At 73.8% G+C, this 24,388-nt stretch carries 23 protein-coding genes; 14 read left to right on the forward strand and 9 right to left on the reverse strand.

The genetic code is table 11. The features are described 5' to 3' along the window. Window positions 1–13: 13 nt before the first annotated feature. Window positions 14–1,165 (forward strand): aminoglycoside phosphotransferase family protein, encoded by a 1,152-nt coding sequence (locus AC060L_RS30445; protein WP_483802180.1) that lies wholly within the window; start codon window positions 14–16, stop codon window positions 1,163–1,165. A gap of 131 nt (window positions 1,166–1,296) precedes the next feature. Here AC060L_RS30445 and AC060L_RS30450 read toward each other — a convergent pair whose 3' ends face one another. The 3 genes from AC060L_RS30450 to AC060L_RS30460 all read right to left on the reverse strand — a co-directional run bounded on the left by AC060L_RS30450 (window position 1,297) and on the right by AC060L_RS30460 (window position 4,324). Further along, entirely contained in the window at window positions 1,297–2,379 is a 1,083-nt protein-coding gene (locus tag AC060L_RS30450) for an acyl-CoA dehydrogenase family protein (protein ID WP_483802181.1), read from the reverse strand. Between the two features lie 496 nt (window positions 2,380–2,875). Next, window positions 2,876–3,370, reverse strand: coding sequence for a hypothetical protein (locus AC060L_RS30455; protein ID WP_483802182.1), 495 nt, complete (start codon window positions 3,368–3,370; stop codon window positions 2,876–2,878). Window positions 3,371–4,069: 699 nt separating this feature from the next. Continuing rightward, window positions 4,070–4,324, reverse strand: coding sequence for a DUF397 domain-containing protein (locus tag AC060L_RS30460; protein ID WP_483802201.1), 255 nt, complete (start codon window positions 4,322–4,324; stop codon window positions 4,070–4,072). Window positions 4,325–4,617: 293 nt separating this feature from the next. Between AC060L_RS30460 and AC060L_RS30465 the strand changes: the two genes are divergently transcribed. Together AC060L_RS30465 and AC060L_RS30470 are read left to right on the forward strand one after the other, a co-directional pair. After that, window positions 4,618–5,124: a PTS-dependent dihydroxyacetone kinase phosphotransferase subunit DhaM gene (locus tag AC060L_RS30465; protein ID WP_483802183.1), complete on the forward strand. Its 507-nt coding sequence runs from the start codon at window positions 4,618–4,620 to the stop codon at window positions 5,122–5,124. Window positions 5,125–5,322: 198 nt separating this feature from the next. Then, window positions 5,323–6,360 (forward strand): polysaccharide deacetylase family protein, encoded by a 1,038-nt coding sequence (locus AC060L_RS30470; protein ID WP_483802184.1) that lies wholly within the window; start codon window positions 5,323–5,325, stop codon window positions 6,358–6,360. On the opposite strand, the gene AC060L_RS30475 is transcribed toward AC060L_RS30470, so the two are convergent. Continuing rightward, a complete protein-coding gene (locus tag AC060L_RS30475; protein WP_483802185.1) occupies window positions 6,338–7,165 on the reverse strand; it encodes a glutamate racemase in 828 nt (275 codons plus the stop codon). The genes AC060L_RS30470 and AC060L_RS30475 overlap by 23 nt on opposite strands. Before the next feature lie 69 nt (window positions 7,166–7,234). Between AC060L_RS30475 and AC060L_RS30480 the strand changes: the two genes are divergently transcribed. Then, window positions 7,235–8,389: a glycosyltransferase gene (locus AC060L_RS30480; RefSeq protein ID WP_483802186.1), complete on the forward strand. Its 1,155-nt coding sequence runs from the start codon at window positions 7,235–7,237 to the stop codon at window positions 8,387–8,389. Between the two features lie 46 nt (window positions 8,390–8,435). Here AC060L_RS30480 and AC060L_RS30485 read toward each other — a convergent pair whose 3' ends face one another. Then, the gene (locus AC060L_RS30485; RefSeq protein WP_483802187.1) at window positions 8,436–9,176 is read right to left on the reverse strand and encodes a thiol:disulfide interchange protein DsbA/DsbL; all 741 of its coding nucleotides are present in this window, start codon (window positions 9,174–9,176) and stop codon (window positions 8,436–8,438) included. 292 nt (window positions 9,177–9,468) lie between these two features. Here AC060L_RS30485 and mscL point away from each other — a divergent pair, with 292 nt between their 5' ends. The 5 genes from mscL (at window position 9,469) to AC060L_RS30510 (ending at window position 15,262) form a co-directional block, all read left to right on the forward strand. Continuing rightward, window positions 9,469–9,912 (forward strand): large conductance mechanosensitive channel protein MscL, encoded by a 444-nt coding sequence (gene mscL, locus AC060L_RS30490; protein ID WP_483802188.1) that lies wholly within the window; start codon window positions 9,469–9,471, stop codon window positions 9,910–9,912. 196 nt (window positions 9,913–10,108) lie between these two features. Further along, window positions 10,109–10,753 (forward strand): DUF6643 family protein, encoded by a 645-nt coding sequence (locus tag AC060L_RS30495; RefSeq protein ID WP_483802189.1) that lies wholly within the window; start codon window positions 10,109–10,111, stop codon window positions 10,751–10,753. 114 nt (window positions 10,754–10,867) lie between these two features. After that, a complete protein-coding gene (locus AC060L_RS30500) occupies window positions 10,868–11,746 on the forward strand; it encodes an MOSC domain-containing protein (RefSeq protein ID WP_483802190.1) in 879 nt (292 codons plus the stop codon). 127 nt (window positions 11,747–11,873) lie between these two features. Further along, window positions 11,874–14,336, forward strand: coding sequence for a right-handed parallel beta-helix repeat-containing protein (locus tag AC060L_RS30505; protein WP_483802191.1), 2,463 nt, complete (start codon window positions 11,874–11,876; stop codon window positions 14,334–14,336). Between the two features lie 110 nt (window positions 14,337–14,446). Beyond that, window positions 14,447–15,262, forward strand: a complete 816-nt coding sequence (locus AC060L_RS30510; protein ID WP_483802192.1) for a DeoR/GlpR family DNA-binding transcription regulator — start codon at window positions 14,447–14,449, stop codon at window positions 15,260–15,262. A gap of 118 nt (window positions 15,263–15,380) precedes the next feature. Here the strand turns inward: AC060L_RS30510 and AC060L_RS30515 are convergent, their stop codons facing one another. The 4 genes from AC060L_RS30515 to AC060L_RS30530 all read right to left on the reverse strand — a co-directional run bounded on the left by AC060L_RS30515 (window position 15,381) and on the right by AC060L_RS30530 (window position 18,788). After that, window positions 15,381–15,860: a GNAT family N-acetyltransferase gene (locus AC060L_RS30515; RefSeq protein ID WP_483802193.1), complete on the reverse strand. Its 480-nt coding sequence runs from the start codon at window positions 15,858–15,860 to the stop codon at window positions 15,381–15,383. A 12-nt stretch (window positions 15,861–15,872) separates the two neighbouring features. Then, window positions 15,873–16,997 carry a PLP-dependent cysteine synthase family protein gene (locus AC060L_RS30520; RefSeq protein ID WP_483802194.1) on the reverse strand — a complete coding sequence of 375 codons (1,125 nt, stop codon included), beginning with the start codon at window positions 16,995–16,997 and terminating at the stop codon, window positions 15,873–15,875. 94 nt (window positions 16,998–17,091) lie between these two features. Further along, window positions 17,092–17,421, reverse strand: a complete 330-nt coding sequence (locus tag AC060L_RS30525) for an SHOCT domain-containing protein (protein WP_483802195.1) — start codon at window positions 17,419–17,421, stop codon at window positions 17,092–17,094. A gap of 191 nt (window positions 17,422–17,612) precedes the next feature. Beyond that, a complete protein-coding gene (locus tag AC060L_RS30530) occupies window positions 17,613–18,788 on the reverse strand; it encodes an ROK family protein (protein WP_483802202.1) in 1,176 nt (391 codons plus the stop codon). 197 nt (window positions 18,789–18,985) lie between these two features. Here AC060L_RS30530 and AC060L_RS30535 point away from each other — a divergent pair, with 197 nt between their 5' ends. From AC060L_RS30535 to istB, 5 genes are all read left to right on the forward strand, one after another. Continuing rightward, complete coding sequence (locus AC060L_RS30535; protein WP_483802196.1) at window positions 18,986–20,296, forward strand: MFS transporter; 1,311 nt, start codon at window positions 18,986–18,988, stop codon at window positions 20,294–20,296. Window positions 20,297–20,305: 9 nt separating this feature from the next. Then, window positions 20,306–20,809, forward strand: a complete 504-nt coding sequence (locus tag AC060L_RS30540; protein WP_483802197.1) for a HutD/Ves family protein — start codon at window positions 20,306–20,308, stop codon at window positions 20,807–20,809. 33 nt (window positions 20,810–20,842) lie between these two features. Next, window positions 20,843–21,589, forward strand: coding sequence for a nucleotidyltransferase domain-containing protein (locus AC060L_RS30545; RefSeq protein WP_483802198.1), 747 nt, complete (start codon window positions 20,843–20,845; stop codon window positions 21,587–21,589). A gap of 386 nt (window positions 21,590–21,975) precedes the next feature. Then, entirely contained in the window at window positions 21,976–23,451 is a 1,476-nt protein-coding gene (gene istA, locus AC060L_RS30550) for an IS21 family transposase (RefSeq protein ID WP_483799923.1), read from the forward strand. 60 nt (window positions 23,452–23,511) lie between these two features. Then, the gene (gene istB, locus AC060L_RS30555) at window positions 23,512–24,285 is read left to right on the forward strand and encodes an IS21-like element helper ATPase IstB (RefSeq protein WP_483799922.1); all 774 of its coding nucleotides are present in this window, start codon (window positions 23,512–23,514) and stop codon (window positions 24,283–24,285) included. The last annotated feature ends 103 nt before the right edge of the window (window positions 24,286–24,388 follow it).

The raw sequence follows: 24,388 nt of genomic DNA on the forward strand, positions 1-24,388 counted from the left end.
CACCCCGCCCCTCATGTACTCCTCAGCGACTTCCCCCACCGCGCCCCGGACCGGCACCGTGCAACGGCCGCCGTCGTCCGTGGCGGTCCGCCGGCCCGGGCCGAAGCCTGCCCTGCCCGCCCGTCCCGCCGGGCGCATCGAGGCACCGGGGTTCCTCCCCCGCGCCGGTGCCGAGCGCCTGCTGCGCCCCCGTACACCCCAAACCGCCCCCGGCCGGATCGGGGCCGGACCGGCCGACGGCTGGGGCCGGGTGGACACGGCGGCCCTCGCCTCGCCCTCGGTGCGGGCCGCGCTCTCCCACATCACCCGGATATGTCCCGCGTTCTCCGCCCGCCAGGTGCTGCGCGAGGACGGTCGGCACATCCTGCTGACCGGGCTGATCGGGCGCACCCCGGTGGTCGCCAAGTGCCTGTCCCCGCAGGCCGTGCAGGGCCCGCAGCGGGCGGTCCTGGTGGAGCGCTTCCACCGCGAGGTCTCGGTCTACCGGGCCTTCGTCCGGCACCGCCCGCCGGTCCGGATGCCCAAGCTGGTCGCGGCCGACCACGACCGCTGCGTGCTGGTGATGGAGCGGATCCCCGGCCGGCCGGCCGCGCTGGAGCGCCACCCCGCCAACTCGCCGATGCCGGGCGAGGTCCGCGCACTGCTCGGCGCGGTCCGCGCGCTGAACCTGTGGCGGCCGCCGACCGACGTGTTCCAGCAGCCGCTGGACTACCAGTGGGAGGTCTCCCGCTACCACTCGGTCGGCCAGCTGACCGACCGGGACGCCGGCGACCTGCGCCAGCTGCTGCACGGCCTGAACCACACCGCGCCGCAGTTCTGCCACGGCGACGCGCTGCTCTCCAACATCATGCTCGCGCCGTCCGGACCGGTCCTGCTGGACTGGGAGCAGGCCGGCTGGTACCTGCCCGGCTACGACCTCGCGGTGCTCTGGAGCGTGCTCTCCGGCGACAACGCGGCCCGCCGGCAGATCAGCCAACTCGCCCAGGTCGGCGGCACGCTGGCCCGGGACGCGTTCCTGGTCAACCTGGTGCTGGTGCTGATGCGCGAGCTGCGGCTGTACGACGTGCCGGGAGCCGGCGAGGAGCAGCGGCTGATGATCCGCCGGCTGTACGACGACGCGGCGCTCGCCCGCCGAGCCGTGCGGGCCGCGGTCGGCACCCGCTGAGCCGCCGCCTTGAGCAGCGGGGGAAGCGGCAACGGGGCGAAGCGGCAGCGGGAGAAGCGGCAACGAGCGGCCCAGGCCGGCACACGACCTGGGCGCGGCAGCAGCCCGGCTGGTCCGGCTGGACCAGCCGGTCAGGCGCCGCGCGGGCGCGAACGAGCCTGCGCGGCGCGGCCGGCGGCCACCAGCACGGTCTCCTCGGCGGGTCCGTGCGGGCGGGCGCTGAGCGCGTCGCGCAGGTAGCGCTCGACCGGGTGGCGCCGGCTGAGCCCGGCGGCCCCGCCGAGCGCGACGGCGCGCTGCACCGCCTCGACCACGGCGCGGCCGACCAACAGCCGGACCGGACCGGTCCGTTCCGGTGCGCCGGGCTCCGCCGCGTCGATCCGCACCGCCAGTCCGGCCACCAGCTCCTCGGCGCCGATCAGCGCGGTCTCCACCTCGCCCAGCCCGGTCCGGCTCCCCGGGCCGGCCGCGGGGCCGCGGCCGAGGTGGCCCACCAGCCAGTCCCGGGCGGCCCGCCCGATCCCGAGCTGCACCGCGGCGAGCGCCAGGTCGCGCCAGGCCGCCGTGAGCGCCTCGCCGTCCGCACTCCTCGATTCCGCCCCGGCCCGCAGGCCCAGCGCCGCCTCGACCGGCACCGCCACCTGACGCAGCCTCAGATCGTGCACCCCGGCCGCACGCAGGCCGAGTTGATCGCCGACCGGGTCCACCTCGACCCCCGGGCTCTCGCCGCGGACCAGGAAGATCCCCTCGCGCGGCACCGGCTCGTCGGTCCTGGCCCGGACCGCGATCCAGGCCAGCGCCTCGGCGCCCGCACAACCGGTCTTGCGGCCGGTCAGCAGCCAGCCGCCGGGCGCCCGGCGGGCCACCGTCACCGGCCCCTCCGGCGGGTCCGTGCAGAGCGTGTCGACCAGTGCCGGCCCGCGCCGGGACTCGGTGAGCAGCCGCCGGTAGGCGGCCGCCGGCCAGCTTCCGGTGCGGTCCTGCTCGGCGTGCCGCAGCAGGGTGAGCGCCGTGACCAGCGCCACCGAGGCGTCCCCACGGGCGAGTTCGGCGATCACCCGGACGGTGTCGGCGAGCCCGGCCGCTGCGCCGCCATAGCGCCGCCCGACCGTCAGGGTGAGCAGGCCGGCCTCGTGCACCGCCTCGATGCCCTGGTAGGGGAACGTCGCGTCCCGGTCGTTCTCCTCGGCCCGCGCGGCGAGCAGATCGACCACCCGGGGCAGCCCGGCCAGAACGACGGCAGGGGCGGCGCCGGTGCGGCGGCCGAGATCTCGTCAGATGCGGGGTTCTCGGTGCGGGAACTCATGCGCTGCCTCCGGGCGGCCGGCGTGTGGGCGCGGCAGCCGGTCTCGGGGCGGCTGCACGACGCTGGGAGCGGGGGCACGGCCGCCCCGGGCAACGGGTGGCGGCGCCGTCCTCGGCCGCGCGGTCCTCGGAGACCGGGCGGCGGCTACGGGCCCGAGCGGGCCTGGGCACGGACGGACCCAGGCCGGACGGGGCCCAGGCCGATCCGGCCCTACTGACAGACCGCGCTGGCGGTCCGCCGAAGGTCCAGGTAGCTGCGCCGGGTCAGCAGCAACGGGAGGCAGGACGGCATGCTGGTGACTGTACGAAGCGTTGATCGAAACCGTCAAGCACCGCCCTGAGCCAACGCAACGGCAGGTCGGACCTGGTGCAGTACGGCCGCTCGGGCCGCGATCCGACCGGCTCTCAGTCCTGCTGGAACAGGTCCGCGGGCAGCGGCTTGAGCAGCTGGTAGAGGTCGTCCGCGATCGGCCGGTCCCAGGACGCGATGGTCACCTGGACCTGGTCACTGCGGTCGAACTGGGCGCAGAACACCCGCTCCTCGCTGACCTTGACCTTCTTCACGATCAGCAGGTCATCGCCGAGCATCACCGGGAAGTCCTCGGCCGAGACCAGCTCCACCGGCTCGTCGTTCTCCAGCGCCGCGAGCAGCTGTCTGACCTCGAAGGGCACGCCGTCGGCGCTGTCCCGGGCCGGCGATCCCTCGGGCAGGTTGCCGATGAACATCGCCGGGCCGCGGCCGCCGAACAGGTCATAGCGGAGGAAGATCCCCTGGCAGGCGCCGTCGGGACTGGTCATCACCGCAGCGCTGAAGATCCCGGGCCAGTCGCCCGGGTCCATCGCGAGTACGTCGAAGTCCGGGCCCGCTGGGGTGCCGGAGCGTCGGCGGAGAAAAGACATGCCGCCATCGTACGTGCCCCCGCCCGCGCGGCCCGCACCGGGCGGTCCGTCGCAGGCCGCGCGGCGCCCGCGCCCGACTGCCGGCCGGTCCGGGCGGCGGCCGGGCGCACGGCCGTCAGCTCCACGCTCCGAGACGAATGTTGACGCTGAGCAACCGTCCGGGCTACGGTCGCGATGTACGGCAGCTGCTGTGGAGGCGTTCCACGTTGGGGGTGGCCTGCTGTGGCGCATTCGCGTGCGCTCCGCCATTCCCTCGGCACGTTTCGGCGCAGCACCGTGCGGTGATGGCCAGTTCTTGCACCAGCACTGTCAGCACCTTTCACCAGCACATTCGGCACCATTCAGCACCACATCACCCTTCACCCCAAAGCCTGGTCCGCGGGCTCCCCGACTTGTCGCGCTCGCGGATCACGCCCGGGACACCGACGCGTGGGGGCGTTCGGATCCCGGGCACCGGCGGCCTGGGCCTCAGGCCCCGCCGCCCGCCTCCCGGCGACAGCCGGTCCTCCCGGGCCGGTGTCGGGGAACCGCGGGAGGACGTCCGGTCTCGCGAACCGGGCGATGCAGCAGACGCCGTGCACGACCGCGTGGGGGCGGTCGGCACGGCGTCTGTCTGTTTTCCGCTTTCCACCCAACGCGAGCGGGGCCCGACCCACCCGGGTCGGGCCCCGCTCCGCTCGTTCTCGGCTCAGGTCGTTCTCAGGTCAGGTCGAACTCGCCGTCCTGGGCGCCGAGCACGAAGGCCCGCCACTCGGCCGGCGTGAAGACCAGCACCGGTCCGTCCGGGAACCGGCCGTCGCGCATCGCGATGTAGCCGTCCACGAATGCGATCTGGACGTCCCCCGGCGAGCCGTCGTCCTGCTTGGCGGAGAGCCACTCCGCGTTCGTCGTGTCCAGCTTCGGCTTGCCGCTCGGCTTGCGCGCCTCGGGGACGGTCTGCCCGTCCTGCGTCACCTCGGCCGTCCCGTCGCTGGTGCCCGTCTCGGTTGCCACCGCTGTTGCTCCTCCCGACGTCGATCAGTGATCGCAGCCTATCGGTCGGTGACCAGCGCGCGGGCGGTTGTGGCGCAGCTACTGGAGGCCGGATTTGCCGGCCGGCGACCGGCGCGGGCGCGGGCCCGGGCGGGCCCGATTTGCGAGAGTGGGTGCACGAGGCCCGGCCCGGCCGATCCTGCCGGGCGGCCGCTGACGCGGGCGCCGGGCGCGCCGCCGGCCGGGCAGAGCCGGGGAAGGGCTGGGAACGGTCGATGGACCAACGGGACGGAACCGGGGCGGACGTGATCCCGATCATGGAGGCCCCCTCGGCGGCCCGGGTGCCCGGCCAGGCGCCGGTGCGCTCGGCGGCCCTGGGCCGGGTCGGCGTGGTGCTGGTCTCGCAGAGCAGCGAGCTGGCCCGGGAGGTCGCCGAGCTGGCCCGGGCGCTGGCGCAGACCGACGACCCGTCCGCGGTCGCGGCCACCGGCGGCCACCCGGGCGACGGGCTGGGCAGCAGCGCGCTGCTGATCGCGGCGGCGGCCCGGCGGGTGGACCAGGGACACGGCGTGGCGGTGCTGGCCGACCTGCCGGCCGCGGTGCACACGGTGGAGGCGCTGCTGGCGGCTGCGGACGAGCACGGGCTGCCGTTCCCGGTGCGGTTCGCCGACGCGCCGTTCGTGGAGGGCGCGGTCGCGGCGGTGCTCACCGCCTCCGCCGGTGGCGACCTGGCAGCGGTGCTGGACGCGGCCGAGGAGACGTACCGCCAGCGCAAGCGGTGAGCTTCCACGGAACGTGTCCATGCCGCTACCATGGGCTCCGCCGGCGTCCGGACTGTGGTCATCGATCCCCAGGGGCAGCGAAGAGGGTGACGAATTCCCCTGGGACGGGCGAGAACTACAACCCTGCGGCGGGCGTGCGCGTCTGCTCTGTATTGAGCGATCTCTGCCGGGACTGCCCGGCTACGCCTGGGGGGCATCGTGCCGCAACCGGACACCACCACACCGGACCTCACCGTCACCACACCGGACCGCGCCTTCACCTCCGACGCCGTCGCAGCCGGCGCCGGCCCCGTGACCGGCGCCGCTCGCCGGGGGCTGCCGCCGGCACCACCCGGCGACCGGCTCGCGCACTGGCTGCGCCGGTCACCCGCCCAGCCGCTGTTCCGCGCCCGGGCGGCCCGCCGGCTCGCGGTGCTGGCCTACCGCCGGGTGCCCGACCGGCGGCGGTTCGGCGCCCAGCTGGACCGGCTGCGCCGGGTCGCGGTGCCGGTGTCGCTGCGCGCACTGGAGGTGGCCATGGCCGAGGGGCGACCGCTGCCGCCGCGCAGCGTGCTGATCACCTTCGACGACGCCGACCGCAGCGTGCTGGAGCACGCGCTGCCGGTGCTCTCGGCCTATGAGATGCCCGCGGTCGCGTTCGTGGTCACCGAGCTGGTCGGCACCGACCGGCCGTCCTGGCGGCAGGAGGCCTCCTACCTGTCCGCGCACGGCGGCCGGGCCCGGGCCCTGACGCCGGACGCGCCGCGCGGTGTGCTCGCCCAGCTCGCCGCGCTGCCGGATCCGGACCGCCGGCGCAGCCTGCACGAACTGCGGGTCAGCGCGCGGGTCCGCCCGCCGCACCGCGAGCGCCTCGCCCCGGAGGACCTGCGGGCGCTGACGGCCGGCCGGATCGCGGTCGGCAGCCAGACGCTCGGTGCCCCGGAGCTGGCGCACTGCGACGACGCGACCGTACGGACCGAGATCCTCACCGCGCACCGGTCGCTGACCGGCTGGCTGGGCGGCGCGCCGACCGCCTTCGCGTACCCCGGCGGCCGCTACGAGCCGCGGGCCGCGCCGCTGCTGCGCGAGCTCGGCTACCGGACCGGGTTCCTGACGGACCACCGGCTCAGCCCGCGGCTGCCGGCCGAAGCCCTGCGGGTCAGCCGACTGGACGCGGACGCGAGCGCCGAACCGGTGCAGTTCGAGGCCGTGCTGTCAGGGCTGCACCCGGCGCTCAGCCGATGGCGGGGCTTGTAACGGCGGCGGCATCCAGGGCTCGCCCGGCGGCCGCGCCGAGCAGCAGCCGGCCCTCGGCGTAACCGGCGGCCTCGGCAGGCAGTTCGCCGAGGCGGCCGGTGAGCAGCACGGTGAGGGTGCCGGTGCCGGGCTCGTCGGCGGCCGGCGCGTGGGCGGCGGCGCGGCGCAGGGCCTGCGCGGCCACGGCGTCGGCCGAGCCGAAGAACTCGACGTCCGGCCGGACGATGCCGGCCACGGCCGCGCGGATCCGGTCGGCGACCAGCTCGTAGTGCGTGCAGCCGAGCACCAGCGCGGCGGTGCCGGGCGGGGTGAGTGCGGCCGCGGCCTCGATCGCGCGATCGATGCCGGCCTCGTCGGCCCGCTCGACGGCGTCGGCCAGGCCGGGGCAGGGCACCTCGGTGACCTCGGTGCCCTCCGCGAACTCCGCGATCAGCCCGCGCTGGTAGGCGCTGCCGGTGGTGGCCGGGGTGGCCCAGATCGCGACCGGGCCGCCGCCGGCCACGGCCGGCTTGATCGCCGGCACGGTGCCGATCACCGGGATGCCCGGCTCCAGCGCGGCACGCAGCGCCGGCAGCGCGTGCACGGTGGCGGTGTTGCAGGCGATCACCAGTGCGTCGGGCCGGTGGGCGGCCGCCGCACGGGCACAGGCCAGCGCGTGCTCGGTGATGTCCTCGGGCGTGCGCGGGCCCCAGGGCATGCCGTCGGGGTCGCAGGTAATGACCAGGTCGGCGTCCGGCCGCAGGCGCCGCAGCGCGGCGGCGGCAGCGAGCAGTCCGATCCCGGAATCCAACAGTGCGATCTTCACAGTGCCCGACCCTAACCGATCCCGGCGAGCCCGCCCCGCAGGCCGTACGACTGCGGCAGACTGCCCCGCGTGACGCTGCTGCTCTGGATCACCGTGCTCGCACTGCTCTGCTGGCTCTGGCTCACCTGCTGCCAGGGGTTCTTCTGGCGCACCGATGTCCGGCTGCCGCCGGACCGGGCGGCCCCCGAGCGGTGGCCCGAGGTCGCGGTGGTGGTGCCGGCCCGGGACGAGGCGGCGGTGCTGCCGCTCAGCCTGCCGGGGCTGCTCGCGCAGAAGTACCCGGGGCGGGCCCGGGTGATCCTGGTGGACGACCACAGTTCGGACGGCACCGCGCAGGTGGCCCGCTCGCTGGCGGCCGGCGGCGGCCTGCCGCTGACCGTGACCACTCCTCCCCCACTGCCTACCGGGTGGACCGGCAAGCTCTGGGCGGTGCGGCACGGCGTCGAACTGGCCGGCGAGGCGGAGCTGCTCTTCCTCACCGACGCGGACATCGCGCACGGCCCCGACACGCTGGCCGCGCTGGTCGCCGGCGCCCAGGCCGGGCGCTACGACCTGGTCTCGCAGATGGCGCGGCTTCGCACCGACACCGGCTGGGAGCGGCTGATCGTGCCCGCCTTCGTCTACTTCTTCGCCCAGCTCTACCCGTTCCGGCGCAGCAACCGCCCCGGCACCCGGACGGCCGCGGCGGCCGGCGGCTGCTCACTGGTGCGGCGCGAGGCGCTGGAGCGCGCGGGCGGCGTGGCGGTGATCCGCGGCGCGGTGATCGACGACGTCTCACTGGCCCACGCGGTCAAGCGGACCGGCGGGCGGACCTGGCTGGGCCTGGCCTCGCCGGAGCCGGAGCTGGCCGTGCTGAGCGTGCGCCCCTACGTCGGGCTCGCGCCGCTGTGGCGGATGGTCTCGCGCAGCGCGTACGCGCAGCTGCGGCACAACCCGCTGCTGCTGCTCGGCACGGTGCTGGGCCTGGTGCTCACCTATCTGGTGCCGCCGGCCGGCCTGCTGGCCGGCGCGGCGACGGCGAACTGGCCGCTGCTGGCGGCCGGCGCGGCCGGCTGGGCGCTGATGACGGGCACCTACCGGCCGATGGTCCGCTACTACGGCCGCCCGGGGGCGGCCGCGCTACTGCTGCCGTTCACCGCGCTGCTCTACCTGCTGATGACGGTGGACTCGGCCGTGCAGCACTACCGGGGCCGCGGCGCGGCCTGGAAGGGGCGGACCTACTGACGGCAGTGCGGACCTACTGACGGCGGTGCGGACCTACTGACGGCGGTCAGGCCTTGCCCTTCGGCTGCTCACTCTGGACCTGCTGCAGCAGCCGGTCGATCACGCCGGGCATCGCCTCCGCGCCGCCGGCCCGGGTCGGGCTGGTGAGGTAGCGGCCCTGGACGATGGCACTGGGCATCTCCGTCACCTCGTAGCGGGTCAGCTCCTGCGGCGCCTGATCGGTCAGCCTGGCGACCTCGGAGGACTCGTAGGCGGCGCGGAACGTCTGCTCGTCGATCAGGTGGTCGGCCGCCCACTGCGCGGCCGCGTCCTCGGTGGTGAGGTCGAGCCCGTCCTGGCGCACGGCGTGGAAGACGTCGCGCTGCAGGCGGTCCACCTCGCCCAGCTTCTCCAGCGTGTAGTAGAGCCGGGCGTGTCCGCGCTCGGCCGCCTCGTCGGGCGCGCCGCGCCAGACGGCGGGCACCCGGCGCAGCCGCACGTCGGACGGCTGCCGGGCGGCCCACTCCTCCAGCGGCTGCTCCAGCAGCTGGGAGTGGTAGCAGCCGTACCAGAAGACCTCGACCACCTCGCGGCCCTGGCCCTGCACCTCCTGCGGGTGGCGCAGGCTGACGTACGAGGCGTTCTGGTCGCCCTGCGCTTGGGCCGACTGAGCCGGCTGGGCCGGCTGCTGGGCACTGTGCGCCTGGCCGGGGCCGGCGGCGGGGATGGCGGCGGTCGCGGCGGGGGCCGCGCCGAAAGTGCAGAGGGCGCAGAGCAGGGCGAGCGCGGCACGCGGGGCGGTCTTCATGCGGGTCACCGTGCCAGTTCGCCCTGGACAGCGGCCAGTTGACACGGCCGGGCTCGCCCGATCGGGGGAGCCCGGTCCTCCGTACGAGCTACCCGCGTTCGGCGACGTGAACGAGCGGCCGCACCTGTGCCTGCCCGAGACGCCCGGATCGGCTGACGTTTCGTCATATCCGGTTGACAGATTAGCCAAAGTGGGTGACGGCGGTTTGGACCGGGGTCCCCGGAGTTGGCCAGGATGGCGGCTCGACGGGGGCGGGCCTCGCCCCCGCGAGGATCCACCTGGAGTCAGAGCCGTGTTCAAGGGCTTTCGCAGCTTCCTGCTGCGCGGAAACGTCGTCGACCTGGCGGTCGGCATCGTCATCGGCGCGGCATTCACCGCCGTCGTCACCGGCTTCGTCACGGCGTTCCTGACGCCGCTGATCGGGGTCGCCACCGGCGCGGTCGGCGACTTCAGCAAGGAGACCTTCGAGGTCGGCACGACCAGCTTCCCGTACGGCGGCTTCCTGAACGCGCTGATCAGCTTCGTGCTGGTGGCCGCGGTGATCTACTTCGCCGTGGTGGTCCCGGTTGGCAAGCTCCAGGCAAAATTCGAACGGCCGACGACCGCCGAGCCGGCGAAGGTGGACTGCCCGGAGTGCCTGAGCCGGATTCCGGCCGCCGCCACCCGGTGCGCGTTCTGCACCTGCGAGGTCTCCGGCCTGCCCGGATTCCCTGCTCAGGTGATGCAGCACGGCTGACCCGTGCGCCGGAGTGAGCCCCCCGGCGCGGGGGGCTCACTCATTTCCGACACGCCCGAGATGGCCGGAAATCGCCGCCGAAATGTCCGATCTTCCACTGTTGGGGCGGTTTGCGTGAGCGAAGCTTGTGTAAACACTCGAACTACGAGGCCCCTCGGGCTCCTCAGGGGCGCATTCTGGGCTTACGGTATGCCCCATGACCTCGCCCCGCTCCTACGACGGAGTCGGCTACTACGCTCCGTCCTTTTCGTCGGGCACGCCCATCTACGACAGCTTGGTCGCAGAGCGTGGAGTCCCCCAGATCGCGCCGATCAACGTGCCGGCCGCGCTGCCGCCCGTTCCGGCATCCCCGGCCTACAGCTCGGCCATGGAGTCCACCAGCCTGCTGCCGGCCCTGCCGCCCGCTCGGCTGGCACTCGGCCCCGGCACCGGCGGTGGCTACCCGGCCCCGCAGCCCGTCCCCGGTTACGGCGCGCAGCCGTACCTGCCGGGCCAGCGGGCCACCGCACCGATGATGCCGCCGGGCTACCCGCAGCCGGCCGCACCGCAGGCGTGGGACCAGCAGCCGGGCAACTTCCGCCCGCAGGCCGGTCCGGCGCCAGTGGCGCCGGTGCGGCCGATGCCGCCGCAGCAGTTCTTCCAGCCGCAGGCACCGCAGTCGCAGTCCGCGCCGCCGCCGGGTGGGCAGCAGCCGTTCGGCCAGGCGCCCTTCGGCCAGCCGCAGTACGCGCAGGCGCCGGGTGGGCAGGCCCCGTTCGGGCAGCAGCCGTTCGGACAGCAGGCCTTCCAGCAACAGGGGCAGCAGGTCCAGTCCTATCAAGGACAGGGGCAGACCTACTGACCGAGGGTGTTACCCAGGGGGATCGGTCATCCACGGGCCGTTCGGCCACCGCTGTGCGGTGTTCCGGGCGGCCCGTGCGCATACCTGCTCACCGTAGCCTGGCAGGATGGGTTCATGCCTCGACTCAGCGGATTGCACCGATACCTCGTCAAGTCGATGTACCGGGAGGACCTGGCGTCGGCGACCGTCGAACCGTGGGGCCTGACTGCGGACCGTCGCTGGATGCTGGCCCGCCCGGGTGGACTCGCGGTCACCCAGCGCGACATCGCCGGGCTCGCGCGGTACCGCCCCGAGCTCGACTTCGACGGCGCGCTGCTGGTGACCTCGCCCGAGGGCGACCAGCTGCGAGTGCCGGTCCCGGACCGGGCCGAGGGGGCCGTCACGACCCAGGGCAACGTCTGGGGCACGCTGTTCAGCGCGGTCGAGGCCGAGGAGAAGGCGCAGACCTGGTTCGGCGAGCGACTGGACGCCGGCAACCTGGGCGAGCTGCGGCTGCTGCACCTGGACGACCCGCGTTCGCGCGCGATCAGCCCCGACTTCAGCCTGCCCGGCGAGACCGTCAGCATGGCCGACGGCTTCCCGCTGCTGGCCACCACCACCGCCTCGCTGGCCGCACTCAACGACGAGATACGCGAGGCCGGCGGCCCGGCCGTGCCGATGGAGCGCTTCCGCCCCAACCTGGTGATCGACGGCACCGAGGCCTGGGAGGAGAACGGCTGGCGGCGGGTCAGGATCGGCGAGCTGACCTTCCGGGCCGTCAAGCTCTGCGGCCGCTGCGTGGTGACCACGATCGAGCAGGAGACCGCCGAGCCGCAGGGGCCCGAACCGCTGCGTTCGCTTGCGAAGCACCACCGCCACGACAAGAAGGCGGTGTTCGGCGTCAACCTGATCCCGGAACGACCCGACGGGGTGAGCGGCGACCTGCTCGGCACCGTCCGGCTGGGTGACGAGGTCACGGTCCTGGCCGACGGCGAACGGCTGCCGGCGGCCTGAGGGTTCCTGCCGGTCGGTCTGGGAATTTGCTGGGAAGTCGGGGGGCTGTCCGGTGGCATCGGCGGGTCCTCGCGGCACGCTACGGTGAGCAACAGCGAACAGCGGAAGGCGGGGACGACGGAGCGTCATGGCTGAGCACAGGGTCCGGGTCACGCAGGACAGCGGTTCGCGCTGGCGACGTCGCGCCGGAGAGTACGAAACGCTCCGGGAGGCGATCGCGGCGGCCGAACCCGGCGACACGATCACCGTGCGCCCGGGCACCTTCCGCGAGAACGTGCTGCTCGACAAGCCCGTCACGGTGCAGCCCGCCGAGGGCCCCGGCACGGTCCGGATCGACCCGTCCTCCGGCGTGGGCCTGACCGTGACCGCCGCCGCCACCGTGCGCGACCTGGTCTTCGAGGGCTACGACAGCTCGGCCGCCGCGGTGCGGATCACCGGCCCCGAGGCGACCGGCGCCCGGCTCACCGGCTGCCGGGTGGACTCGCACTCGGCGGTCGGCATCGAGGTGGACGACCAGGCCGACGCCCAGCTCGCGAACTGCACGGTGGCCAACCCGGCGGGCCTGGGCCTGCGGGTGCGCGGCGGTGCGAGCGCGCTCTTCGAGGACTGCGAGGTCTCCGCCGCCGGCCAGGCCGGCCTCGCGGTGCTGGAGGGCGCGCGGGCCCGGCTGAACCGCACCCGGCTGCACCACGCGGCCGGCGCCGGGGTGCTGCTCACCGATGCCGGCAGCCTGGCCGAACTGACCGGCTGCGAGGTCTACGAGATCAGGGGCAGCGGCGTGCAGGCCGAGGCCAAGGCGGCCGGCCGGCTGACCGACTGCGAGATCCACCGGGTCACCGGCAACGGCCTGACCCTGGACACCGAGGCCGAGCTCACCCTGCTCCAGTGCCGGCTGCACGACCTGCCGGAGAACGCCGCCGACCTGCGCGGCCGCTCGCTGCTGACGATGGAGCAGAGCACCGTGCGATCGTTCGGCCGCGGCGCGCTCTCGGTCTGGGACCCGGGCACCCGGGCCGAGGCGATCGGCTGCGAGATCGAGGACAGCACCGGCGACTACCCGGCGATCTGGGTCAGCGACGGCGCCCAGCTCACGCTCGCCGACTGCTCGCTGCACGACCTGCCGGACGCGCTCTTCGTGCTGGACCGCGACTCCCGGGCCACCGTGACCGACACCTCCTTCAGCCGGATCCGCAGCTCGGCGGTCTCGGTCAGCTCCGGCGCCACCGTCGCGCTGGAGCGCTGCCGGGTGCAGGAGGCGGGCACCGGCCTCTGGTTCCGCGACCACGGCAGCGGCGGGCTGCTGACGGAGTGTGAGATCGCCGACGTGGCGACCGGTGTGATCGTCACCAAGGGTGCCGACCCGGTGCTGCGCGACTGCGTGGTGCGCGGCAGCGCGGAGGCCGCGGTCTACGTCTCCGCACAGGGTCGCGGCAGCTTCGAGGACTGCCGGGTGGTGCAGGGCCGGGGATTCGGCTTCCACATCATCGACGGCTGCCGCAGCGCGCTGACCCGCTGCCGGGCCGAGCAGAATGCCAGGGCCGGCTTCGAGTTCTCCGAGCCCGGCCCGATCGTCGAGGCCTGCACCTCGGACGACGTCCAGCCCGCGCAGCCCGCCGCCGAGATGGTCCCGACCCAGCGCGGCCCACAGCCGTTCGGCGGGCAGCCGCTCAGCGGGCAGCCGTTCGGCCAGCCGTTCGCGGGTCAGCCACGCACCGCGCAGCTGACCACGGCCGCCGCGCTCGCGCCGCTGGGCCAGATCTCGCCGATCCCGGACTGCCGCCCGGCCGAGGAGGCGCTGGCCGAGCTCGACGCGCTGATCGGCCTGGCCACCGTGAAGCAGGAGGTGCGCACGCTGATCGACCTGATCGCGGTCGGCAGGCGCCGGCAGAAGGCCGGCCTCAAGGCACCGTCACTGCGCCGGCACCTGGTCTTCACCGGATCCCCCGGAACGGGCAAGACCACGGTCGCCCGGCTCTACGGCGAGATCCTGGCCGCGCTCGGCGTGCTGCAACGCGGCCACCTGGTCGAGGTGGCCCGGGTCGACCTGGTCGGCGAGCACATCGGCTCCACCGCGCTGCGCACCCAGGCGGCCTTCGACCAGGCCCGCGGCGGCGTGCTCTTCATCGACGAGGCGTACGCGCTGGCCCCCGAGGACGGCGCCCGGGACTTCGGCCGCGAGGCGATCGACACCCTGGTCAAGCTGATGGAGGACCACCGCGACGAGGTGGTCGTCATCGTGGCCGGCTACACCGCCGAGATGGAGCGCTTCCTGAGCGCCAACCCCGGTGTCTCCTCGCGCTTCTCACGCACCATCAGCTTTCCCGACTACACCGACTCCGAACTGCTGGAGATCGCCAGGACGCAGTGCCTGGAACACGAGTACGAGCTGGCCGACGCAACCGCCGACGCGTTGCTCGGCCACTTCTCGACGCTGCACCGCGGCCCCAACTTCGGCAACGGCCGCACCGCCCGGCAGGTCTTCGAGACGATGGTTGAGCGCCACGCGATGCGGGTCGCCCAGTTGGCCGACCCGTCCACCGAGGATCTCCAACTCCTCGTCCCGGCCGACCTCCCGCTCCCCCGGCGCTAGCGGACGCTCTCATCGCTAGGGGCTGTCCGGCCTGACGTGGCAGGATGGGCCTGACAGGGGACCTTTAACAGGGGACATCGGGCGGGAGCAGGAAAGGCGGGGCTGCGTACGTGGCCGACAACAGCAACCTACTGGCCGAGCAGCGTCGCGCGCTGATCCTGGACGAGGTGCGCCGGCGCGGCGGAGTACGCGTGAACGAGCTGACCCGTCGGCTGAACGTCTCGGACATGACCATCCGGCGCGACCTGGACGCACTGGCCAAGTCCGGCGCGATCGAGAAGGTGCACGGCGGCGCGGTGCCGATAGAGGAGGCCCGGACCCACGAGCCGGGCTTCGAGGCGAAGTCCTCGCTGGAGCTGTCGGCCAAGGAGGAGATCGCCCGGGCGGCCGCCGCGCTGGTCACCCCCGGCAGCGCGATCGCGCTCTCCGGCGGCACCACGACCTTCGCGCTGGCCCAGCACCTGACCGAGGTCGGGCAGCTCACCGTGGTGACCAACTCGGTCCGGGTCGCGGACGTCTTCGAGCGGGCGCAGCGGCAGGGCGAGGGCCTGGGCACCACGGTCGTGCTGACCGGCGGGGTGCGCACGCCCTCGGACTCGCTGGTCGGGCCGGTGGCCGACCGGGCGATCCGCTCGCTCCACTTCGACCTGCTCTTCCTCGGCACCCACGGACTCTCGCCGGAGGCCGGGCTCTCCACGCCGAACCTGGCCGAGGCCGAGACCAACCGGAACTTCGTCGCCTCGGCCCGCCGGGTGGTGGCGGTGGCCGACCACACCAAGTGGGGCGTGGTCGGCCTGTCCACCTTCGCCGAGCTGGCCGAGGTGGACACCTGGGTGACCGACGCGGCGCTTCCGGCCGAGGCCTCGGAGGCCGCGCGGGAGCACGTCCGCGAGCTGATCCTGGCTCAGACCGGCGCCACGGGCTGAGTCCTGGCCCGCCGGCCGACACCGGACCGGACTCCCGACCAGGCTGACGACCGGGCTGACGACCGGGCTCCCGGCCCGGCTGACGGGTCCGGTCCGGGAGCGGGGCTGAGCTCGGGCCTCAGCCGAGGTCTATCGCGTAGTACTTGAGCTCCGCGTCCTCGCGGGTGAGGGTCATCCCGACCGCCTCCATCACCCGCTGGGACGGGACGTTGTCGAGGTTGGTGTCCGCGATCATCCGGCGCACCCCCCAGCCGGGCGCGGCGGCCAGGATGCCGCGCAGCGCCTCGGAGGCGTAGCCCTGGCCACGCACCGACTCGGCGAGCCCGTAGCCGATCTCGGCGACGCCGTCCTCGCCCGGCGCACCGTGGAAGCCGATGCCGCCGATCGCCTGGCCGTCGGCCCGCAGCCGGATCTCGTAGCCACCGAACGGCTGGGGCGTGGCGTACTTGACGAACATGCCCGCACCGGCCACCTCACCGTCGCTGGGGTAGTCGGGTGCCCAGTTGTCGGCCGGGCCGGCCGTCCGCGCCGCCACCCGCTCGGCCTCGGCGATGGTGAAGGGGTGCAGGACCAGTCGCTCGGTCAGAAGATCATCCATGTCCGTTGGATATCACTCGGACGGCTGCTGGGACCAGTCATTTCCAGCCAGGAATCCGTCCAGCGCCCGCCGGTACGGTGCGATGTCCAGGCCCTGCCCGGCCAGCCAGTCGTCCGCGTAGTACTTGTCGAGGTAGCGATCGCCCGGGTCGCAGATCAGCGTGACCACGCTGCCGCGCTCGCCGGCCGCCCGCATCTCGGCGACGATCTTGAGCGCGCTCCACAGGCCGGTCCCGGTGGAGGCGCCGGCCTTCTTGCCGATCACCTCCTCCAGCAGGCGCATCGCGGCGATCGAGGCGGCGTCGGGCACCTTCATCATCCGGTCGATCGCGCCGGGTACGAAGCTCGGCTCCATCCGCGGCCGGCCGATCCCCTCGATCCGCGAGCCACGGGTGCAGCAGGCGTCCGGGTCGTGGCCGACCCAGCCGTCGAAGAAGCAGGAGTTCTCCGGGTCGGGCACGCAGATCCGGGTGTCGTACTGCTGGTAGCGCACGTACCGCGCGATGGTGGCCGAGGTGCCGCCGGTGCCGGCGGTCGCGACGATCCAGGCCGGCTCGGGGTGCGGCTCCAGGCGCAGCTGGGCGAAGATCGACTCGGCGATGTTGTTGTTGCCGCGCCAGTCGGTGGCCCGCTCGGCGTACGTGAACTGGTCCATGTAGTGGCCGCCGGTCTCGGCCGCGAGCCGGGCCGCGACCTCGTAGACCTCGCCCGCGTTGTCGACCAGGTGGCAGCTGCCGCCGTGGAACTCGATCAGGTCGATCTTGGCCTGGCTGGTGCTCTTGGCCATCACCGCGATGAACGGGACGCCGATCAGCTTCGCGAAGTACGCCTCGGAGACCGCGGTCGAGCCGCTGGACGCCTCGATCACCGGCTTGCCCGGCCGGATCCAGCCGTTGCACAGCCCGTAGAGGAAGAGCGAGCGGGCCAGCCGGTGCTTGAGGCTGCCGGTCGGATGGGTGGACTCGTCCTTGAGGTAGAGGTCGATCCCCCAGTCGGCCGGGAGCGGGAAGCGCAGCAGGTGGGTGTCGGCCGAGCGGTTCGCGTCGGCCTGCACCCTGCGCACGGCCTCCTTCAGCCAGGCACGGCAGCCGGCGTCGGAGCGGTCCACGTCCACGGCTTCGGGGGTTCTGTTCTCCATGTAGTCGATTGTAACGGAAAGTAGTCGTTTTAGATGATGATGGTTCCGCTTATCGGAGGATCCCGACAAGCGGAACCATCGGCTACCGGCGGGGCTACTGCCGCTTGCCGCCCTTGCCGCCCTTGCCGTCTCTGCTGCTCGGGTGCTCATCGCCCTCGTCGAGCACGGCGCGCCGGGCGCGGTACTCGTCCTCGTCGATCTCACCGCGGGCGTACCGCTCGCCGAGCACACCGAGCGGGGTCTGCACGCTCGGTGACCGGTGCCAGGCGCCGGCGCCGACGCAGCCGCGACGCCAGGCGGTGCGGCGCAGCACCGCGAAGACGATCAGCAGAAAGGCCAGCCAGAACAGCGGGAACAGCAGGAACCAGGGCCCCCCGTGCCACCTGCCGTCGGCCAGTAGGGCGCTCGCGCTCGTCGCGTCCATCGGATCCATCTCCTCGGGGTCGGCCCGGCCGATGCCGGGTTTGCTGACCCTTTGAGACTCCCGCGCCGGGGGCCTCCGGCGCGTCGTGCGGGCGGCGGCCGTTGCCGTACTGCGCCCGGAGTAGGCAGCGCCCGCCCGGCTACTCCACCCCGACGGCCACAGCCCCCGGTCAGCGCCGGCCCGTCGGGGCCCTACCGCGCGGCGAGCTGGGGGTTCGTCAGGTACGGCTGCCAGGCGAGCTCCGCCGCGCCCGCCAGCCCCGCGTGGTCGACGGCGGCCGGCACCACCGGGACCTGGTCGCAGCGCCCCCACAGGCTGCGGCGGGCGACGACCGCGGGCAGCCGCTCGGGGGCGGCGGCGAGCAGATCCTGGTGCAGGCCGCTGAGTACGATCCGGTCCGGGTTGAGGATGTTGGCCAGGCCCGCCAGGCCCAGGCCGAGCAGGTCGACCACCCGGTCCACGGCCTGCCGGGCGACCGGGTCACGGTCGGCCGAGCGGGCCAGCGCGCGGGCCTGGTCGAGCAGCGGACGGTCCGGGTCGGGGGTCCGGCCGGCGGCGGCGAAGAGCGCCTCCGGGTCGGTCTCCACGTTGAGGCAGCCGCAGTTGCCGCACGGGCATCGGCGGCCGAGCGGATCGACCGTCAGATGGCCGACCTCCAGGGCGAGTCCGGCGCTGCCGGTGTGCAGCCGCCCGTCCACCACCAGCGCGCCGCCGACGCCTCGGTGACCCGAGGTGACCAGCAGCAGGTGGCGGGCGTCCCGACCGGCGCCGTGCCGGTGCTCGGCGAGGGCGGCGAGGTTGGCGTCGTTGGCCACCGCCGTGGGCAACGGCCGGCGGGTCCGCGGGCCGAGGTCGGCCCGGGCCATCGCCTCGGCGAACAGCGCGGCCACCGGCGTGTTGCCGGGCCAGCCGAAGATCAGCGCCGCGGGCGCGGTGCCGTCCGGCTCACGGACCGGGTTGGGCAGCGCGAGCGCCGCGCCGAGGCAGCGGCGGCGGTCGGCGCGGACCAGCGCCGCACCGGCCTCGGCGATCGCGGCCACCATCTGCTCGGGAGCGGTGTCGGCGGGCAGCGGGTGGTAGGCCGCAGCGCCGAGCGTGCCGCCGAGGCCGGCCAACGCGACCGACAGGCCGTCCGCGTGCAGTTGGGCCGCGAGCACCACCGGGCCGTCGGGCGCGATGCCGAGCCGGTGCGAGGGGCGGCCGCGGCCGGTGCCGACCGGGTGCGCGTCGACGGTGACCAGGCCGAGCGCGGCCAGCTCGCCCGCGACGGCGCCGGCGGTGGCCCGGGTGACGTCGAGCGTGGCGGTGAGCGCGGAGCGGGTCGGCGCCCGGCCGGTGTGGATCAGCTCCAGCGCCGGACCGAGCAGGCTGCGGCCACGGTCGGGCGCGGGGCGGCGGGCGAACTCGCGGGCGAGCTCGGTGGCCCGCTCACGAGTGGGCTCACCGGCGGGGCCCCGGGCGGGCTCACGAGTGGGCTCACGGGCGGGCCCGCGCGCGGGCCCGCGCTCGCCGGCGGGCTCACCGAGGGTTGTGGACGTGTTCGGCACTCCTCTATTCTGACTTTGTGCCGCTCCTAAACAAAACGCGCGCCCGCTCCCATCCGACCGACTCCGCCCACCTTCACCCGTCCGGCGCAGTGCCCGCCTGGTCCCGCGCCCGGCTCGCGCTGACCGCGTTCTTCGCCGTCGACGGCTTCCTCTTCGCCTCCTGGGTGGTCCGGATCCCGGACGTCAAGGCCCAGGTGCACGCCTCGCACTCGGCACTGGGCCTCGCGCTGCTCTGCGTCTCGCTCGGCGCGGTGGTCACCATGCCGGTGATCGGCCGGCTCTGCGTGCGCCACGGCAGCCGGCCCGTCACCGTCGCCTCGCTGGTTCTGCTCAGCGGCGCCGTGCTGCTGCCGCCGCACGCGCACTCGGTGCCGGTGCTCGGCGCGATGCTGGTGCTGTTCGGCGCGGGGTACGGCGCCGCGAACGTCGCGATGAACAGCGCCGCCGTGGACCTGGTCGCCGAGCTGCGACGGCCCGTCATGTCGAGTTTCCACGCCGGCTACAGCCTCGGCGGCCTGCTCGGCGCGGCGGTCGGCGGGCTGCTGGCCGGACCGCTGACGGCCAGTTGGGCGCTCGCGCTCAGCGGAGCGCTCGGCCTCACCGTCACCGCCGTGGCCGGGTCGGTCCTGTTGCGCTCGCGCCCGGCCGCCGTCCCGAAGGCCGCCGCTGCTGCCGACACGTCCGACACGTCCAGCGCTTCCGGCGCTTCGCGCGCTTCGGGCGCCTCCGACGGTTTCGGCGCTGCCGGCGCCGACCCGGGCCGCCGGCTGCGGCACGCGCGGGTACTGGTCCTGCTGCTCGGCCTCACCGCGCTCTGCAGCTCGTACGGCGAGGGCTCGCTGGCCGACTGGGCGACCCTGCACCTGACCGATGACGTGCACGCGAGCAGCGGCCTGGCCGCGTTCGGCTACGCCGTCTACGCCTTCGCCATGACCACCGGCCGGCTCGCCGGGACCTGGCTCTCGATCCGGCTCGGCCCCGCCCGGCTGATGGTGGCCGGCGGCCTGCTGGCCGGCGCGGGCATGCTGATCGCCGCGCTGACGCCGTCCGTCCTCGCGGTGCTCGGCGGGTTCGTGCTGGTCGGCCTCGGGCTGTCGAACCTCTTTCCGCTCGCGATCGGCCGGGCCGGCACGGTCGGCGGTCCGCACGGGGTCGCCACGGCCTCCACGCTCGGCTATGCCGGGATGCTGATCGGACCGCCGGTGATCGGCTTCCTCGCCGACGCGGCCGGTCTGCCGCTCGCGCTCACCACGGTCGCGGCGGCGAGCGCGGGTGCGGCGGCCCTGGCACTGCTGGTGCACCGTCCGGCCCTGACGAACCCGCGATAGCCTGCTCGGATGAGCATCCGTCATCTCCCCGCCGCCGAGCGGATCCCGGTTCCGTGGCGCAACGGCGCCGGCCTCACCCGCGAGGTCGCCGCCGCGGCCGACGGCTCGTGGCGGGTCAGCCTGGCCGAGGTCGCGGCCGACGGTCCGTTCTCGCTCTTCCCCGGCCTGGACCGGGTGCTCACCGTGGTCGACGGGCCGGGGCTCGAACTCACGGTCGGCGAGCGGACGCCGTTCACCGTCGAACCGCTGCACCCGTTCGCCTTCGCGGGCGACGAACCGACGGCCGGGCGGCTGCTCGGCGGACCGGTCACCGCCCTCAACCTGATGCTCGCCCGGCCACGGGCCGGCGCCGTCCGGGTATCCGCGGGCGGCGGCGAGCTGCGCCCGACGGCGGCGGACGGCACCCTGCTGGCGGTGGCCCTCGACGGGCAGGACGCGGTGCTGATCGAGCATCCCTCGGTGGCCCCGGCCCCGGCGGGAGCGTTCGTGCTGATCAGCATCCAAACCGGTTGATGCCCGGCCGGGCCTCCTGCCATCCTCGCCGCCATGCACGAAGACCTCGAAGATCTCGAAGACCACGATGACCACGGTGACCTCGAAGCCCAGGCCCGACGCCTGATCGGCCACCGGTTCCCGCAGGCCCTCGCCGCCATCCTCGCCGGCTCGGCCGCGAGCGGCCGGGCGACGGCGACGAGCGATCTCGACCTCGCGGTCCTGGTGCCGGACGGATCGCCGACGTACCGCGAGACGATCCGCTTCGAAGGCCGGGTGGCCGAGCTCTTCGTCCACCCGGCGGGCATGCTGCCCGAGCTGTTCGCCGTCAGCCGGGCCGATCGCCGCGGTGTGCTGCAGACGATGTACGCCGAAGGCCTGGTCCTGTTCGATCCGGCCGGACACGCCGGCCGCGCGAGGGCCACCGCCTCCGCCGAACTGGCCGCCGGCCCGCCACCGCTCACGGCGACCGCGGCCGAGGGCCTGCGCTACCAGATCACCGAGACGCTCGACGACCTCACCGACTGCACCGACCCCTACGAGCGCGCCGCCCTCGCCGACGGGCTGCTCCGCCTCACCGCCGACCTCCTCTGCGACCGGCACCGTGCCTGGACCGGCAACGGCAAATGGCTCCCCCGCCGCCTCCTGACCGCCGCCCCCACCCTCGGCCCCCGCCTCCTCGCCGCCCACCTACGGGCAGCCCAGGACCCGACCGACCTCCGCCACGCCGCAGCCGAGGTACTCGCCCAGTCCGGCGGCGAACTACGCGAGGGCTACCGGCGCGTATGGGGCACCTCCTGACCGAGCACCACCCCCTACGCGGGGGCCACCACCATCTCGGGCGCGCGGCCTGACCCAGACCACCGGCTGGGGCCTGTCCGGCGGATCTTGTCGGATCAGCGCGCGGCTCCCCCAGCCTCCGGCCGGGAGGCGCCCGGCTGCGCGTGCGCCCGAGTCGCCCTCGTACTGGGCCGTACCTGGTGTCGGCGGCCGTGGCAAAGTCCAGGTGTGTGGCCAGCCGGGTCCAGGCTGATGGCCACCGGAATTCCAGGTGGATGGCCGTCTGACCTGTGGTGTTCCTGATCGCTTCCTTATCGAAGGAGACCCCTCCGTCCGGTTTGCTGGTGTTTGCGAAGCATCAGCGAACCGGTCGGAGAGGTCCTGTGACGAAGTCTGACAGAGAGATCATGGAAATCCTTGAGGCGTACGACCTGACCGGGACGGTCTGGTCGGCGGCGAGCTTGGCGGGGCACGACCCGAAGACGGTCAAGCGGTATGTCGAGGCCCGCGACGGCGGGCGCAATCCTTATGAGCGAGAGCCGCGGCCGAAGATGATCGACGCGTTCCTGGAGAAGGTCGAGGAGTGGGTCGAGCAGTCGAAGGCGACGATCCGCGCCGATGTGGTCCACGAGAAGCTCGTGAAGATGGGCTACCGGGGAAGTGCGCGCTCGACGAGGCGGGCGGTGAACGCGGCGAAGACCGCGTGGAAGACGGGCAAGCGCCGGACGTACCGACCCTGGATTCCCGAGCCGGGCCGGTGGCTGCAGTTCGACTGGGGCGAGGGGCCGCGGATCGGCGGCCGGCGGACCTGGCTGTTCTGCGCGTGGCTGTCCTGGTCGCGGTTCCGGGTCGTGATCCCGGTCTGGGACTGCACGTTGGGCACGCTGGTGGCCTGCCTGGACACCGCGTTGCGGCGGATTGGCGGGGCGCCGACGTATGTACTGACGGACAACGCGAAGACGGTCACCGTCGAGCACATCGCCGGGATCCCGGTACGTCATCCACAGATGGTCGCCGCGGGTCGGCATTACGGCTGCCAGGTGGTCAGTTGCGTGCCCTACGACCCCGAGTCGAAGGGCGGCGCGGAGGCCACGGTCCGTATCGCGAAGGCCGACCTGGTGCCCACGGATGCGAACCTGTTGCCCGCCTACGACTCCTTCGCCGAGCTCACCGATGCCTGCCGCACCTGGTGCGAGCAGGTGAACTCCCGTCGTCACCGGGCGACCGGGCAGATACCCGCGAGCCGCCTGGACGTGGAGCGCACCACCCTGCACGTCCTGCCCATCGAGCCGCTCGCGCTCGCGCTGGGCGAGGAGAGGCTGGTCGGCTCGGACCGCACGATCAGCTTCAACTCGGTGCGCTACTCGACCCCGCCGGGCTATACCGGCGCGAGGGTGTGGTGCCGGGTCGTCGGCGAGGAACTCTCCATCACCGCCCGCACCGAATCCGGGGACCTGTCGGAGATCTGGCGCCACCAGCTGTCCACCCCGGGTGTTCCGCAGATCATCGACGCGCACTATCCCGACCACCCGGACGGCCGCAGCGTTCACCAGCCGCGGCTGCGGCCGCGCTCGGAGGCGGAGATCGCGTTCGTGGGCATCGGGCCCGGGGCCGGGCGCTGGCTCAAGGAGGCCGGACCCGCCGGCGCGATCCGCATCCGCGCCAAGATGGCCCGCGCGGTCGAGCTGGCCACTGTCCTGGGCAACGACAAAGTCGACCAGGCCCTCGGTCTGGCGGCCACGGCCGGGCGCTTCGCCGACGACGACCTGCTCTCGATCCTGGGACACATCGCGGACAGCAAGCCCGCCGGCGAGGTCGTGCGCGCGGACGAGGCCCACTCCGTCCAGAACGGAACCATCGGCTGGCAGGCCCTGGGCCGCTGAGCCAACACGCCGCCCACCACAGCATTCTGACTGCACGTCACCCAAGAGAACGGCACCCCCATGAGCTTTCCCAGCCCGCCCGCCATCCCCGAGGAACTCGACAAACTCATGCGCCGCATGCGCCTGCCCTACATGCGCAAAGCGGCCCCGGACGTCCTGGCCACCGCCCGAGCCCAGCGTTGGGACCCCGCCGAGGTCCTGCGGCTGCTGATAGCCGAGGAGGTCACCGGCCGCGACGCGGCCACCCGGCGCCTTCGCCGCCACTCGGCGAACTTCCCCACCGGCAAAACCCTGGGCTCCTGGCGGGCCGAGGACTCCACCATCCCCGAACCCACCCAGAACTCCCTGATCACCCTGGAGTGGATCGGCCGCGCCGAGAATTTGGTGATCGCCGGCCCGTCGGGGACGGGCAAGAGCCACTTCACCGAGGGCCTGGCCCAGGCCGCGATCGAGAAGGACCTGCGGGTGTCCTGGTTCACCCTGGAGACGCTGAGCGCCGCGATCGGGAAGTCGAAGGTCGACGGGTCCACCGCCCGGACCGTCGCCCGGATCTGCCGCGCGGACCTCATCGTCATCGACGACATCGGCCTGCTGCCGGTCGGCGAGGACGCCGCCGAGGCGTTCTACCGGATCATCGACGCTGCCTACGAACGCCGGTCCATCGCGGTGACCAGCAACATTCACCCCTCAGGCTTCGACACGATCATGCCCAAGACTCTCGCCGGCGCCAGCACCGACCGCCTCATGCACCACGCTCACCTCGTGACCACCACTGGCGACTCACACCGCCTCGCCGAGGCCCTCGCCGGGAAGGGAGTGGTCCCCTTGAACTGACCCCCACCCCAGGAACACCACTGGCCACCCACCTGGGCATCTGATGGCCACCAGCCTGGACACCCAACGGCCACCCACCTGGGCATCTCAATGGCCGTTGACA

Source organism: Kitasatospora sp. NEAU-69 (assembly GCF_057158765.1).